This window comes from Rugamonas rubra, assembly GCF_900114705.1.
Taxonomy (GTDB): domain Bacteria; phylum Pseudomonadota; class Gammaproteobacteria; order Burkholderiales; family Burkholderiaceae_D; genus Rugamonas; species Rugamonas rubra.
This window is the reverse complement of sequence record NZ_FOTW01000014.1, coordinates 52111-67338: the sequence shown is the minus strand read 5'-3', so window position 1 is coordinate 67338 and position 15228 is coordinate 52111. Positions and strand designations below refer to the sequence as shown.

Here is a 15228-nt window from a genome sequence, read left to right as displayed (position 1 = left end):
CTTAGCCGAAACGGCCGGTGATGTAGTCCTGGGTTTCCTTGCGCGCCGGATTCATGAAGATCTGGTCGGTCTCGCCGAACTCGACCAGCTCGCCCAGGTACATATAGGCGGTGTAGTCGGAGCAACGGGCGGCCTGCTGCATGTTGTGGGTGACGATGGCGATGGTGTAGTCCTGCTTGAGTTCGCTGATCAGCTCCTCCACCTTGGAGGTCGAGATCGGGTCCAGCGCCGAGGTCGGCTCGTCGAGCAGCAGCACGTCGGGCTTGACGGCGACGCCGCGGGCGATGCACAGGCGCTGCTGCTGGCCGCCCGACAGGCTCAGGCCGCTCTTGCTCAGCTTGTCCTTGACCTCGCCCCACAGCGCGGCCTTCTTCAGCGCCCATTCGACGCGCTCGTCCATCTCGCCCTTCGACAGGTCCTCGTACAGGCGCACGCCGAAGGCGATGTTGTCGTAGACCGACATCGGGAACGGGGTCGGCTTCTGGAACACCATGCCGACCTTGGCGCGCAGCATGTTGACGTCCTGGCCCGGTTCGAGGATGTTGCGGCCGCGGTAGATGATCTGGCCCTCGGCGCGCTGGCCGGGGTACAGGTCGTACATGCGGTTGAGGGTGCGCAGCAGGGTCGACTTGCCGCAGCCGGAGGGGCCGATGAAGGCCGTCACCTGCTTCTCGTGGATGTCCAGGTTGACGTTGGTCAGGCTCTGGGTTTTGCCGTAGAAGAAGTTCAAACCCGAAATTTCGATGGTCTTGCGCTTGGCGGTCATGGCGGCGGTGTTCTCAGGGGTCAGTTGCGTATTCATTATTGATCGCTTTATCAGAGTCGTTCAGTATCGTTCAATTCGGGATTTTTTGGCTGAACAGGGTGCGCGACAGGATGTTCAGCACCAGCACACTAAAGGTCACCAACAGCGCGCCGCCCCAGGCCAGCTCGCGCCAGTTGTCGTAGGGGCTCATGGCGTACTGGTAGATCACCACCGGCAGGTTGGCCAGCGGCCGGTTCATGTCGGCGCTGAAGAACTGGTTGTTGAGCGCGGTGAACAGCAGCGGCGCGGTTTCGCCGGAGATGCGCGCCAGCGCCAGCAGCACGCCGGTCACCACGCCGGCCTTGACGGCGCGCAGGCGCACCATCAGGGCCACCTTCCAGCGCGGCGCGCCGAGGGCGAAGGCGGCTTCGAGCAGGCTGTTGGGCACCAGGCGCAACATGTTGTCGGTGGTGCGCACCACCACCGGCACGGCGATCAGGGCCAGCGCCAACGTGCCGGCGTAGCCGGAGAAGTGCTTGACGTTGGCGACGTAGATGGCGTAGACGAACAGGCCGATGACGATCGACGGCGCCGACAGCATGATGTCGGTGACGAAGCGGGTCAGGTGGGCGATCTTGTTCTCTTCGCCGTACTCGGCCAGGTAGATGCCCGACAGGATGCCGATCGGCGTGCTGATGGCGGTGGCCAGGCCGACCAGCATCAGGCTGCCGACGATGGCGTTGAGCAGACCGCCGCCCTCGCTGCCGGGGGCCGGCGTGGTCTGCGTGAACATCGCCACGCTGAGCGCGCCGAAGCCCTTGAACAGCAGGGTGGCGAGAATCCACACCAGGAAGATCAGGCCGAGCGACATGGCCGCCACCGACAGCGCGATGCCGACGCGGTGGACGAACAGGCGCTTGCGGTAGACCGGGTTCAGCTGCGGGTTGAACTGCGCGCTGGTCTGGGACTGCGCATCGACTGCGCTAACGTTAGCTTGGCTCATTATTTGACGCCTTCCTTGCGGGACATGCCGGCCAGCATGATCTTGGCGGCCGATAAAACGATAAAGGTGATGACGAACAGGATCAGCGCCAGCGCGAACAGCGAGGACACGTGCAGCGTCGACTCGGCCTCGGCGAACTCGTTGGCCAGGGTGGAGGCGATGCTGTTGCCGGCGGCGAACAGCGACCACGACAGCTTGTTGGCGTTGCCGATGACGAAAGTCACCGCCATCGTCTCGCCGAGGGCGCGGCCGAGGCCCAGCATGACACCGCCGACCACGCCGGTCTTGGTGTAGGGCAGCACGATCTTGCGCACCACCTCCCACTTGGTGCAACCGAGGCCGTAGGCCGATTCCTTCAGCACGGCCGGCACGATCTCGAACACGTCGCGCATCACCGAGGAGATGAAGGGGATGATCATCACCGCCAGGATCAGGCCGGCGGTGAGGATGCCGATGCCCATGGTCGGGCCGTTGAACAGCTGGCCGACGACGGGCAGGTGGCCGATGCTGTTCTTCAGCAGCGGCTGGACGTGGTCGGCGAACAGCGGCGCGAAGACGAACAGGCCCCACATGCCGTAGATGATGGACGGCACGCCGGCCAGCAGCTCGACGGCGGTGCCCATCGGGCGGCGCAGCCAGGTCGGGCAGATCTCGGTGAGGAACAGGGCGATGCCGAAGCTGACCGGGAAGGCGATCAACAGGGCGATGCCGGAGGTGGTCAGGGTGCCGACGATGGCGATCAGCGCGCCATACTTGTCGTTGACCGGGTCCCATTCGACGGTGGTGATGAAGGCCGGGCCGAACTCGTGGAAGGCCGGCCAGGCGCCCTTGACCAGCAGCGCGATGATGCCGATCAGCACCAGCAGCACCGACAGCGCGAAGCTCATCGTCACCTTGTGGAAGATGAAGTCCTGGATACGCTGCTTGCGCATGGTGTTGTGCATGACGGCGTGCTCGGCTTCGCTCATGGTGGACTCGGACAGGGAAAACGGCGGGGAAGTGATGTCTGCGCTCATATTATGTTGTCTCGTGGATGTCGGCTAGCCTGCTCCTCCCGGGCGAGAAGAGCAGGCTAACCCCCTCGGCCGGCCGGGGCCGGGCCGAAGGGGAGATCCGGATTAGTAGATGGCCTTGCCCGAGCTGTCTTTCAGGTTGGCTTTCCAGGAGTCCTGCACCAGCTTGACGACCGAAGCCGGCAGCGGCACGTAGTCCAGTTCGACGGCGGAGGTGCCACCGTTCTTGAAGGCCCAGTCGAAGAACTTCAGCACTTCTTTGCCTTTGGCGGCGTCAGCCTGAGCTTTGTGCATCAGGATGAAGGACACGCCGGTGATCGGCCAGGAGTTCTTGCCGGCCTGGTCGGTCAGCACCACGCCGAAGCCTGGGGTCTTGGTCCACTCGGCGCTGGCGGCGGCGGCTTTGAAGAAGTCGTCGTCAGGCTGCAGGAAGTTGCCGTCCTTGTTTTTCAGCTGGGTGTGCAGCATCTTGTTCTTCTTGGCGTAGGCCCACTCGACGTAGCCGATCGAACCCTTGATGCGCTGCACGTTGGCGGCGACGCCCTCGTTGCCCTTGCCGCCCACGCCCACCACCCACTTGACGGCGGTGCCGGCGCCAACCTTGGTTTTGAAGTCGGGGCTGGTTTTCGACAGGAAGTCGGTGAACAGGAAGGAGGTGCCCGAACCGTCGGCGCGGTGCACCACGGTGATTTCGGTGGCGGGCAGCTTGGCGCCGGCGTTCAGGGCGGCGATCTCAGGCGCGTTCCAGTGGGTGATCTTGCCCAGGTAGATGTCGGCGATGACCGGGCCGGTCAGCTTCAGCTGGCCCGGGGTGATGCCGTCCAGGTTGACCACGGTGACCACGCCGCCCATGATGGCCGGGAACTGCATCAGGCCTTCGGAGTCCAGGTCTTCCGCTTTGAGCGGCATGTCCGAGGCGCCGAAATCGACGGTCTTGGCTTTGATTTGTTTGATGCCGGCGCCGGAGCCGACGGACTGATAGTTCAGGCCGTTGCCGGTTGCCGCTTTGTACGACTCCGCCCATTTGGCGTAGATCGGGTATGGGAAGGTAGCGCCAGCGCCGGTCATGTCGGCGGCGGAAGCGGACGAGAATGCCATCACTGCGGCGGCGCCAACTACCAGGGAAGAGAACAACTGTTTCATACGCATATCAAGTCCTTTTGATTTGATTATCCGGGGTTGGGATGCTGCGCAGTCTACCGGCCAAATATGACAGGTTTATGACATGCTGAAATTATGTCGAAAAGAGTATTTTGCGCCGCTTTTCACTCTGCGTTTGTCACAATTGAACCCACTTTTCCGACATTTATGACAGACTATGTCACGAACTCGTCATATTTGACATCTACACTATGAAGTTATCAATATGTATTGTGTATTCAGGCTAGAATTAGCTATCTGTTAAAGTGATTAAATACACCATGAAGCCTGATCTGCGTGTGGACGTGACCAAAAACAGCATTTTTCTCGACCGCGAACTGTCCCAGCTGATGTTCAACCGGCGCGTGCTGGCGCAAGCCGAGGACAAGGCCATCCCGCTGCTCGAGCGCCTGCGCTACCTGTGCATCGCCAGCAGCAACCTCGACGAATTCTTCGAGGTGCGCGTGGCCAGCCTGCTGGCCGCCGCCAGCGTCGACGGCGCCCTCTCCGAGCACCCCGCCCTGGTGGCCACCCTGAGCCGCATCAGCAACGAGTGCCACGACCTGGTCGCGCACCAGTACGAGATCCTCAACCAGGAAGTGCTGCCGCAATTGCAGGCCAAGGGCGTGCACTTGGTGCGCCACAACGAACGCAACGAGGCGCAGCGCGCCTGGGTCAAGGAATACTTCGAGCGCGAGGTGCGTCCGCTGCTGACGCCGATCGGCCTCGACCCGGCCCACCCCTTCCCGCAGGTGGTCAACAAGAGTCTGAACTTCATCGTCGCGCTGTCCGGCAAGGACGCCTTCGGCCGCGGCACGGCGATCGCCATCGTCAAGGCGCCGCGCGTGCTGCCGCGGGTGATCCGCCTGCCCGACCACCTGTCGAAAAGCGGCGGCGTCTCGTTCTGCCTGCTGTCGTCGATCATCCACGCGCATATATCGGACCTGTTCGCCGGCCGCGAGGTGCTCGCCTATTCGCAGTTCCGCGTCACCCGCGACAGCGACCTGTGGGTCGACGAGGACGAGGTCAAGAACCTGCGCCAGGCCCTCAAGGGCGAGTTGCAGGGCCGCCAGTTCGGCACCTCGGTGCGGCTGGAGGTGGCCAAGAACTGCCCGCCGGAGCTGTCGCAGTTCCTGCTCGACCAGTTCGGCCTCGACCAGAGCCGGCTGTACGCCGTCAACGGCCCGGTCAACCTGGTGCGCCTGACCGAGCTGATCGACCACGTCAACCAGCCCAGCCTGCGCTTCGAGCCCTTCTTCCCCGGCTTCGCGCCGAAGAACCCGAACCAGGACATCTTCAGCGCGCTGAAGAAGCAGGACATCCTGCTGCACCACCCCTACCAGTCGTTCCAAACGGTGATCGACTTCATCCGCAGCGCCGCGCACGACCCGGCGGTGGTGGCGATCAAGCAGACCATCTACCGCACCGGCATGAACTCGGACCTGATGGACTCCTTGATCACGGCGGCGCGCCAGGGCAAGGAGGTCACCGTCATCGTCGAGCTCAAGGCGCGCTTCGACGAGGAGGCCAACATCAACTGGGCCGACCGGCTGGAACAGGCCGGCGCCCAGGTGGTGTACGGCGTGGTCGGCTTGAAGACGCACGCCAAGCTGGCCCTGGTGATCCGCCGCGAGGAAGGCGAGCTGCGCTTCTACGCCCACCTCGGCACCGGCAACTACCACCCGACCACCACCAAGCTGTACACCGACTTCGGCCTGCTGACCTGCCACCCCGGCCTGGCGATCGAGGTCAACGAGGTGTTCATCCACCTGACCAGCCTGACCAAGCCGCACAAGCTCGAGCACCTGTGGCTGGCGCCGTTCGCGCTGCAGAACGAGATCATCAAGGCGATCCGCAACGAGGCGCGCATCGCCCGCGCCGGCCGGCCGGGGCGGATTATTGTTAAAATAAATGCACTGGTCGACGAGTCGGTGATCCGCGCGCTGTACGCGGCGTCGAAGGACGGCGTCAAGATCGACCTGATCGTGCGCGGCGCCTGCACCCTGCGGCCCGGCGTGCCCGGCCTGTCCGACAACATCCGGGTGCGCTCGATCATCGGCCGCTTCCTCGAGCACAGCCGGATTTATTATTTCCGCAACGACCTGGCGCACGACGTCATGCTGGCCAGCGCCGACTGGATGAGCCGCAACCTGTTCCGCCGCATCGAGGTGGCCTTCCCGGTGCTGGACCGCACGCTGAAACGGCGCGTCATCGCCGAGGGCCTGAACCCGTACTTGAAAGACAACAGCAACTCCTGGGAACTGGAAGCGGACGGCCATTACCTGCGGCGCAAGCCGCGCGCCAAGCTGCCCGCCTTCAGCGCTCAGCACTACCTGATGCAAGCGCTGGGCACGCCCAGCAACGAGGCCGGCGACTAGTATAGCGCCGCGCCATCCACCGGATCATCTTTTGCTGCGTTGAATTCGATAACAGGAGAAAAGCATGGATCTCATCTTGTGGCGTCACGCCGAGGCCGAGGACGCGGCCGCCGGCGAAACCGACTTGGAGCGCGCCTTGACCGTCAAAGGCCATAAGCAGGCGCGGCGCATGGGCCAGTGGCTGGCCTCGCAACTGCCCGACAGCTGCAAGGTGCTGGTCAGCCCGGCGCTGCGCACCCTGCAGACGGCCGAGCCGCTGGGCCGCAAGTTCAAGATCCACGCCGACCTGGCGCCGGGCGCCGACCCGGAGGACGTGCTGCGCGCCGCCAACTGGCCGGGCGCCAAGGAATCGGTGCTGGTGATCGGCCACCAACCCACGCTGGGCCAGGTGGCGGCGCTGTTGATGACGGGCGAGGAAATGGACTGGGACATCCGCAAGGCCAGCGCCTGGTGGTTCGCCCAGCGCGAGCCGGGCGACCCGCGCAGCCTGTATCTCAAGGCGGTGATGTCGGCCGACCTGGTGGTCAAGTAGCGTTCAAATAGCGTTGCCTCAACAGAGTTGAGCTTGCAAAGCGGTAACCATCTGCTAGAGTGAAAATGTACCAACTCTAGGGAGCGGCCGCCGTAAGGCGACTGATATCAATATGTTCACCCTGCTCACCATCGGCATTTTCGGCGGCATGATCGCGCTGGTCATTTACGAGCTCGTCGAAGAGCTGCGTGGGAGTAAAACCAAACTCGTCGACCGCTATCACGAATAGCCATCGGCTTCGCCTGGAAGCCAGGGCGGCAGTGGCGGCATCCCTTCGGATGCCGGCGCTGCCGCCTTTTTGTTTTTATAACAAGCCCTGGCCGCAGCTTGCACGCCGAGCCGCGCCGTCTTACACGCCGGTCTTGAACTTGGTGTAGATGCGGGTGATCGAACGGCGCACGTCGGCCGGCACCGCCTCCGGCGCGGCCATGCGCTGCTTGTCGGCGTCGGACAGGAACACCTTCTTGTTCTCGGCGATGTCCTTGCGCACGAACTTGACGCCGGCCTTGTTCGGGTTGGCGTAGAACACCTTGTTGGTCAGGCTGGCGTGCACCTCGGGCCGCAGGATGTAGTTGATCCACAGGTGGGCGTTGTTCGGGTGCGGCGCGTCGGCCGGGATGGCCATGGTGTCGAACATCAGCGCGGCGGCCGTCTTCGGCAGCAGCACCTCGATCACGTTGCCGTTCTTGGCGTCGATGGCGCGCTGGCGGGCGATGTTGATGTCGCCCGACCAGCCCATCGCCACGCAGACGGCGCCGTTGGCCATGTCGTTGATGTAGCCCGACGAGCTGAACAGTGTGATGTAGGGCCGCACGCTCTGCAGCAGCTTGCCCGCCTCGGTGTAGTCGGCGGCGCTCTTCGAGTAGGCCGGCTTGCCCAGGTACATCAGCGCGGCCGGCAGCACCTCGGACGGCGAGTCGAGGAAGGAGACGCCGCAGGACTTCAGCTTGGCGACGTATTTCGGATTGAAGATCAGGTCCCAGGCGTTGTCCGGCATCGGCAGCTCGCCCAGCGCGGCCTTGACCTTGGCGACGTTGATGCCGACCGTGGTGTAGCCCCACAGCCAATCGACCAGGTAGTCGTTGTTCGGGTCGATCTTGGCCAGCTTGGCCTGGATGGTCGGGTCGAGGTTGGCCAGGTTGCTCAGCTTGGACTTGTCGAGCTTGCGCAGCAGCTTGGCGTCGATCTGCAGGCGCGCCCACGGCGCCGTCGGCACCACGACGTCGTAGCCGGACTTGCCGGCGACCAGCTTGGAGTTGAGGATCTCGTTGTTGTCGAACAGATCATAACGGACCTTGATGCCCGTTTCTTTTTCGAAGTTCTTGACCGTGTCGTCGGCGATGTAGTCCGACCAGTTGTAGATGTTGAGGACCTTCTCCTCCTGCGCCTGGGCCGCTGCCGTGCCCGCCGTCAGGGCCGCCGCAACGGCCAACGCGGCCGCCGCCGCCAGATGTACCGCCACCCGCTTGTTGTTACGCTTGTCCGCCATGGTCCCGCCTCCCGAAGAATGGAAATTCTACACAAGGCGTGATGATCGGACATTGTAGCCAGCTTGGCAAGCGCGTGGCGCAAGCAGAGCCGCGCGCTTGCCGGCGGGCGCGGGGTAAAACCGAATCAGGCCAGCATGTCGAACAGCGAGGTCGGCTTGCCGCTGCCGCCGGCCGCGCCGGTCTGCGCCTGCTGGGTGTACAGCGCCACCAGCGCGTTGGCCTGCGCCGTCAGCGCCTTGGTCATCTGCGCCTTCTTGCCGTTCAGGCTGGTGATCTCCTTGCCGATCGACAAGGCCTCCTTGCGGATGGTGCTGTCGTTGCCGGTCAGCGCGGTGATCTTGCTGGCCAGCTGGTCGGCGATGCCCTTGCCGTCGTTGCTGAACAGCTTGCCCACCGTGCCGGCGTCGGCCGCCAGCGCGCTGGTGAGCTTCTTCTCGTCCAGCTTGAGGCTGCCGTTGGCCTCCAGCGAGACGCCGGCGTTGGCCAGCGCCGCCACCGAGACGCCGTTGCCGCCCGTCTTGAGCAGCTGCGACAGCTGGCCGCTGGCCTGGCTCAGCGCCCGGTCGGACTTCAGCTCGCCCTTCTGCAGCGCCTGCAGCTTGTCGTTCAATTCGTTATAGGCGGTGACGAAGGCGCGCACGTTCTTGCCGATCTGCGCCGGGTCCTGGGCGATCACCACGTCGGTCTTGCCCTTCGCGGCCAGGGTCAGCGAGACGCCGTCGATGGCCTTGTCCAGCGTGTTGCTGGCGCTCTTGACCTCCTTGCCGTTGACGGTCAACAGCGCGTCCTGGGCGGCGGCGCCCTCCTTCATGTTCTTGCTGCCGGCCGGATTGTAGGCCAGCAGGTCCTTGACGGCGGCGTCGCCGCTGACGCTGATGCGCATGCTGTGCTCGGCGCCGCTCTGGCCGGCGATCGACAAGGCGAAACCATTGCCACTCTTGACCACCTTGGCGTCGACACCGGCCTCGCGGAAGGCGGCGGCGATGCCGTCGAGGGTGTTGTTCTTGCTGTCGATGGTGATGCTCTTGCCGGCGCCGACCGGGGTGAAGCTCTTCTCGTCGGCGTTGCCGAACTCGATCTTGACGGTGGCCGGGGCGCCGGTGCCGATCTTGCCGGCGCTGTTGACCAGCATGTCGCTGGTCAACAACTGGCCCTGCGCCAGTTGCTTGACGTCGACGGCGTAGCTGGCGGCTTTGGCGCTGCCGCTCGCGCTGGCCGTCAGCACGCCCTTGGTGCTGCTCGAGGCGCTGGTGCTCAGGCCGTTGCCGGCCAGGCCGGCGGCGATGTTCTTGAAGCTCGCCAGCGCGCTTTGCAGCTGGCCCAGGCCGGACAACTTGGCCTGGTCGCGCGTCAGCGTGGTGTTGAGTTTGGCGACGCCACTGTTTTGCGAGGCCATGGTCCGCTCGACGCGGGCGTAGACATCGGAGGTGGCGGCGGTGCTGCCGTAGTTGCCGGCGGAGAGGGCGGAGGTAGTAACCATGGTGTGCGCGTCCAGTTCGGTGGCGCGGCCGGATCGCGGCGGCGCGGTGTCGTCACGAGCCGGGCGTGACAGGGAGTCGGCGCGGGCGCCGGCCTCGGCTCTTCAAGTTGCCTATTATCCACGATTGCCGAAATTTTAAAACCCCGAACAGAGGGCGATTTGCCGCCCTGCCCCGCGCCGTCGGCACCCGCTACGGACTCAGCGCAGGAACTTGGTGATCGATGCCAAGGTCGGCTGGTCCAGGTTCATGAACTGGTAGCCGATCTTGAAATGGTCGCCGCTGAAGATGCAATAACTGACTTTCGAACGGCAAGTCATGATCTGCGCCTTGCCATCGAGGAAGAGCTCGAACATCACCTGGCCCATCTGGCCCACCGCCAACTTGCTGTCGAAGGTGATCGACATGCCGCTGGCGCCGATGTCCAGGGTACGCCCTTGCGCCGGCGGCGCGCCATCCATCACTACGACGGCCTTCGAGCGCATGATCTTGCGCGCAGCTGATCTGTGATCCACTAACAATTCTCAATCCGATACGGTAGCAACATAAAAGAATTCGGCGCGGCGTGTCGCCGCAATCTGCATAGTCTATTATTCTACAGCGCAATGCGCTTTGACGCGCAGCGCATTGCCGGCGCGGATTCTAGCTTCGCCTCACTGGTATTCGCGCAGCTTGTTGAAGGCGTCGTCGATGCGCTCGACGGCGATGATGGTCATGCCCTCGATCGGCTGCTTGGGCGCGTTGGCCTTGGGGATCATGGCCAGCTTGAAGCCCAGCTTGGCGGCCTCGCGCAGGCGCTCCTGGCCGCGCGGCGCCGGGCGGATCTCGCCGGCCAGGCCGACCTCGCCGAACACCACGAAGCCGCTCGGCAGGGCCTTGCTGCGCATCGACGAGTTGATCGCCAGCAGCACGGCCAGGTCGGCCGCCGGCTCGGTGATCTTGACGCCGCCGACGGCGTTGATGAAAACGTCCTGGTCGAAGGCGGCGATGCCGGCGTGGCGGTGCAGCACCGCCAGCAGCATGGCCAGGCGGTTCTGCTCCAGGCCGACCGACAGGCGGCGCGCGTTGGGCAGGTGGCTGGTGTCGACCAGCGCCTGGATCTCCACCAGCAACGGCCGCGTGCCCTCCTGGGTCACCATCACGCAGGAGCCGGGCACCTGGCTGTCGTGCTGCGAGAGGAACAGCGCCGACGGGTTGGACACCCCCTTCAAGCCCTTCTCGGTCATGGCGAACACGCCCAGCTCGTTGACGGCGCCGAAGCGGTTCTTGATGGCGCGCACCAGGCGGAAGCTGGAATGGCTGTCGCCCTCGAAGTACAGCACCGTGTCGACGATGTGTTCGAGCACGCGCGGGCCGGCCAGCGCGCCCTCCTTGGTGACGTGGCCGACCAGGATGATGGTGATGCCGGTCTGCTTGGCCACCCGGGTCAGCTGGGCGGCGCACTCGCGCACCTGGGCCACCGAGCCGGGCGCCGAGCTCAGCGCGTCGGAATACACCGTCTGGATCGAGTCGATCACCGCCACCTGCGGCTTCAGCTCGGCCAGGGTGCCGAGGATCTTCTCCAGCTGGATCTCGGCCTGCAGCTTCAAGTCCTTGGCGTCGATCAGCAATCGCTTGGCACGCAGCGCGATCTGCGCGCCGGACTCCTCACCGCTGACGTAGAGCACGCTCTTGTCGTGCGAGATGTTGGCCAGCGCCTGCAGCAGCAGGGTCGACTTGCCGATGCCGGGGTCGCCGCCGATCAGCACCACGCCGCCGGCCACCAGGCCGCCGCCGAGCACGCGGTCGAACTCCTCGATGCCGGTGCCGAAGCGCGGCACGTCGACCGCGTCGATGTCGGCCAGCGACAGCACCGGCGCGGTCTGCGCCAGCGCCATGTGCTGCGGCGGGTTCGAATAGCGGTTCTGCCCGCCGCTCTCGAGCACCGTCTCGAGCATGGTGTTCCACTGCTGGCAGGCGGCGCACTGGCCGGTCCACTTGTTGCTGACGGCGCCGCAGTCGCTGCAGGTGTAGTTGGTTTTCGCTTTGGTGGCCACGCGTCAGCCCTCGACCACGCGCACGCGCGGCGCCAGCGCACACATCAGCTCGTAGCCGATGGTGCCGGCGGCCTCGGCCACCTCGTCGATCGGCATGCCCTCGCCCCACAGCACCACCTTGCTGCCGACGCCGGCGTTGGGCAGGTCGCTCAGGTCGACGGTCAGCATGTCCATCGAGACGCGGCCGACCAGGCGGGTGCGCACGCCGTCGACCAGCACCGGCGTGCCCAGCGGGGCGTGGCGCGGGTAGCCGTCGGCGTAGCCGCAGGCGACGACGCCGATGCGCATCGGCCGCTCGGCCTGGAAGCGGCTGCCGTAGCCGACCGCGTCGCCGGCGACGATGTTCTGCGTGCCGATGATCTCGCTGCTCAAGGTCATGGTCGGGCGCAGGCCGAACTCGGCCGCGCTGCGGCCGCCCGGCGTGCCGCCGTACAGCATGACGCCGGGACGCACCCAGTCGCTGACCAGCACATCGGACAGCTCGACCTGGTGCAGCGTGCCGGCCGAGTTGGCCAGGCTGTAGGGACCGGGCAGGCCGGCCGCGCCCAGGTTGAAGCGGCGGATCTGCTCGTGCAAGGTCAGCACCGGATGGCCGGCCTCGTCGGCGTTGGCGAAGTGGGTCATCAAGGTGATCTCGCCGACCCAGGGCAGCGCGCGCAGGCGGGCGTGGGCGGCGGCGAAGGCCTCCGGCTTGAAGCCGAGGCGGTTCATGCCGGTGTTCATCTTCAGGTGCAGGTGGATGGTCCGCTTGACCTCGGCCGCCTCCAGCCAGGCGATCTGCTCGTCGCAGTGGACGGCGCAGTTGAAGTCGTACTGGGCCATGGCGCGCACGTCGTCGGCGTCGAAGCAGCCCTCGAGCAGCAGGATCGGCTTGCTCCAGCCCAGCTCGCGCAGGCGCACCGCGTTGTCGAACTCGATCAGCGCCAAGCCGTCGGCGGCGGCGAAGCCGCGCATGGCGCGCTCCAGACCGTGGCCGTAGCCGTTGGCCTTAAGCACGCCCCAGGCCTTGGCCTGCGGCGCGCACGCCTTGGCGCGGGCCAGATTGTGGTTCATGGATTCGAGGTGGATCGTTGCGACTATCGGCCGTGGCATAGGAAGTGGAAGCGGATGGAGGAAGGCCGTATTTTACCGGACGCGGGCTGATCCGCACGGTCCAATTTGCGCGCGCCGAGGGGACCGCCGGCCAGACTTCATAGCGCCGGCTTGTTGGCTCGTTGGCGGGCGTCCGCCACCTCGCTTGCCGTCTCGGCCAGGCGCACGAGCTCCAGGCGCAGCGGTTCGACCATCTTGGCGGCCACGTCCTGTTCGTGCCTTAGATGTTCATCCAAAATACTCTGAAGTCTGCTTGCCTCCTGCGCTTTCCCAGACTGTCGATTGGCCCGAATCAATTTCCGCATCTGAGTTTTTTCCCTCTCGAACCTATCGAGGCCGGCTGCATGTTGCTTCATAAAGTTCTCCCAAAGGGTAAGCACCCTGACAATCAGCGCTTGCTGCCGCACGGTAAAGCCATAAGGCAACTCTCTTCCAAGACCGTCACGAACGTTGCGTATCGTCCCGATGAATTGCGCCGTAAGCGCTTCCGGCAAGTTCGGATATCGGCTTGCCAGGTGGATGCGCAGCAAGTTGGCGTCGGCATGGCTGAAGTCGACTCGATCCGCAACAGTCGGCGGTACATAGTTGTTTGCGGCCCTTATGGCAGAACGCATATAGCCCAACTGGCCAACAGTGACGATGTCGCCGGACAGCCATTTTTTCAGCGCCATCACGGACGGTTCTACAGGGCTGACGCGGGGATTGTCGCGAGGATTGCCGCTATTGCTGAAGTTCTCCGCCGCCAAGCCAAAGACCTGAAGGGTGCCCTCCCTGTTCTGCCAGCCCAGCCAGGCCGGTGTGCTGTCCCTATGCGAGGGCAATGATGGGTCGCTAAAGACACCTTCACGGTCAAGCAGGGGCTCCAGCCGCTCTGGATACACAAGCTGGTTCTCGCTACCCAAGCCGTAAACCACATAATCCACAGTCACGGAGTGGGTATGGCCGCTCTTGCTCCAGATAAAGCAGACTCCGGAGCTTGTCGTACTGTCCAAGATTTGTATCCCGGCGCGTTCTTCCCGCGATATCAAAACTTGACGATCGGGCGGTGGTTCGGCGGTCTGCCTGAACAATGACCCAGACAACCACACTGGGGGGCCGTCGTAGATCCAGAGGGCGACATCCACGTGGTGCCTGTCGGCTGCGGCCAGTGCGTCGATTGCAGCATTCCCGCCCCAAACGACGATCGACCTCGGCCGGAACGATCCATCCGCGCCGATCTTGCGGACAAATTCATTCAGGCCGATGACACGGTCCTGCCGATGGAATGGGCTGGGTGAGCTAGATGAGCTGGATATGCTGGATAAGCTGGAACCGGATGAGCTCGTTAGGCTGGAACCGGAGGGGGACGTTAGCATCGGCGGCATTCTGAATGCGCCAGAGCCCGCCATATAGGCCACCTTGCCTGCCCGCACGATACTGCCATCGTCGAGCGTCAGTGTATACACGCCGAGGGCGGGCAAAGACACCGCCGCCACCCTGCCGCGACGTGTGTGCGTTCTAACCTTGGCGATCTCCGTATCCGCCTCTGCGGCAAAATCGCGCCGGTTGACTAGTTGATCGGCGCCCATATGCTCAGTCACATTGCGGCTGGGCATGCCGATTTGACGCGCAGTATGGCTGATCGTCGGCAGGCCATGCCCACGCTCCTGATGCCAAGGGTTGGTGTCGCCGATCACGATGGTGAGCGAATGGTCATAAGCCGGCCCCAAGGTATTCAGGTAGTAGGCGGCCGCGCTGCCGGCGCCAACAACGGCCAGCTTATATACGTCGATTTGCGGGGTATGCGACGTGTGCGACGTGTGCGACATGCGCAAAGGAGGCGAAGAGGAAGAGGAGGACGAGGAGGACGAAGTGGGCGGAACATGTACCGGCATGGGGCGAAGCGCCTGACTCGTCGTAGATTGTTGCGGAATGGGCGGCGCCAAGTGTCCTGCGATTACCGCCATGCGCCGATGCGCCCGACTCGTCGTCGCCTGTTGCGAGGACGTGCTGGGAAGCGTGGGCGTCGTTTGGCTGAGCGCGGAACTGGACCCGTTGGTCGCCCGCTGCAGCAGGCGCGGACCGGGCACTACCGGGGCCGTCCACGACGGCCGCGCCATCTGGCGCATGGCGTGGTTCCGCGGCGCTGGACTTGTGACCCGGGGTACTGCGGCGACCTGCTCCGGCCGCCCCGGAAGTGGCGTCACCACTGCCTGCCTGGCCTGCAACATTTGTGCCGGGGCGGAACGGCTCTTCGACATTGCCGCAGGTGGCGGCGGGACGGCGACCTGCACACGCGACGGGCCTGGCAAGGCCGCCAAAGGCGGTCGTGCCGGCGACCT

General features: G+C 64.6%; 12 protein-coding genes. 2 read left to right on the top strand and 10 right to left on the bottom strand.

The features are described 5' to 3' along the window. Window position 1: 1 nt before the first annotated feature. From pstB to pstS, 4 genes are all read right to left on the bottom strand, one after another. Window positions 2–802, bottom strand: coding sequence for a phosphate ABC transporter ATP-binding protein PstB (gene pstB / locus BM252_RS15445; RefSeq protein ID WP_093388567.1), 801 nt, complete (start codon window positions 800–802; stop codon window positions 2–4). 34 nt (window positions 803–836) lie between these two features. After that, window positions 837–1748, bottom strand: coding sequence for a phosphate ABC transporter permease PstA (gene pstA, locus BM252_RS15440; protein WP_093388566.1), 912 nt, complete (start codon window positions 1746–1748; stop codon window positions 837–839). Beyond that, window positions 1748–2716 (bottom strand): phosphate ABC transporter permease subunit PstC, encoded by a 969-nt coding sequence (gene pstC / locus BM252_RS15435; protein ID WP_093388683.1) that lies wholly within the window; start codon window positions 2714–2716, stop codon window positions 1748–1750. Before pstC ends, pstA begins: the two co-directional genes overlap by 1 nt. A 150-nt stretch (window positions 2717–2866) precedes the next feature. Next, window positions 2867–3910, bottom strand: coding sequence for a phosphate ABC transporter substrate-binding protein PstS (gene pstS / locus BM252_RS15430; RefSeq protein WP_093388565.1), 1044 nt, complete (start codon window positions 3908–3910; stop codon window positions 2867–2869). A gap of 272 nt (window positions 3911–4182) precedes the next feature. On the opposite strand from pstS, the gene ppk1 reads away from it, so the two are divergent. Next, complete coding sequence (ppk1, locus tag BM252_RS15425; protein ID WP_093388564.1) at window positions 4183–6279, top strand: polyphosphate kinase 1; 2097 nt, start codon at window positions 4183–4185, stop codon at window positions 6277–6279. Between the two features lie 64 nt (window positions 6280–6343). Further along, a complete protein-coding gene (locus tag BM252_RS15420; RefSeq protein ID WP_093388563.1) occupies window positions 6344–6811 on the top strand; it encodes a SixA phosphatase family protein in 468 nt (155 codons plus the stop codon). Window positions 6812–7160: 349 nt separating this feature from the next. Here BM252_RS15420 and BM252_RS15415 read toward each other — a convergent pair whose 3' ends face one another. From BM252_RS15415 to BM252_RS15390, 6 genes are all read right to left on the bottom strand, one after another. Further along, window positions 7161–8300, bottom strand: a complete 1140-nt coding sequence (locus tag BM252_RS15415; RefSeq protein ID WP_093388562.1) for a polyamine ABC transporter substrate-binding protein — start codon at window positions 8298–8300, stop codon at window positions 7161–7163. Window positions 8301–8425: 125 nt separating this feature from the next. After that, complete coding sequence (gene fliD, locus BM252_RS15410; RefSeq protein WP_093388561.1) at window positions 8426–9781, bottom strand: flagellar filament capping protein FliD; 1356 nt, start codon at window positions 9779–9781, stop codon at window positions 8426–8428. A gap of 198 nt (window positions 9782–9979) precedes the next feature. Further along, complete coding sequence (locus BM252_RS15405; protein WP_245774277.1) at window positions 9980–10294, bottom strand: PilZ domain-containing protein; 315 nt, start codon at window positions 10292–10294, stop codon at window positions 9980–9982. Window positions 10295–10432: 138 nt separating this feature from the next. Further along, on the bottom strand, window positions 10433–11815 hold the full coding sequence (radA, locus tag BM252_RS15400) for a DNA repair protein RadA (protein ID WP_093388559.1): 1383 nt from the start codon (window positions 11813–11815) through the stop codon (window positions 10433–10435). 3 nt (window positions 11816–11818) lie between these two features. Next, entirely contained in the window at window positions 11819–12907 is a 1089-nt protein-coding gene (gene alr, locus BM252_RS15395; protein WP_093388558.1) for an alanine racemase, read from the bottom strand. Window positions 12908–13005: 98 nt separating this feature from the next. Beyond that, window positions 13006–14715: a hypothetical protein gene (locus BM252_RS15390; RefSeq protein ID WP_093388557.1), complete on the bottom strand. Its 1710-nt coding sequence runs from the start codon at window positions 14713–14715 to the stop codon at window positions 13006–13008. Window positions 14716–15228 lie beyond the last annotated feature (513 nt).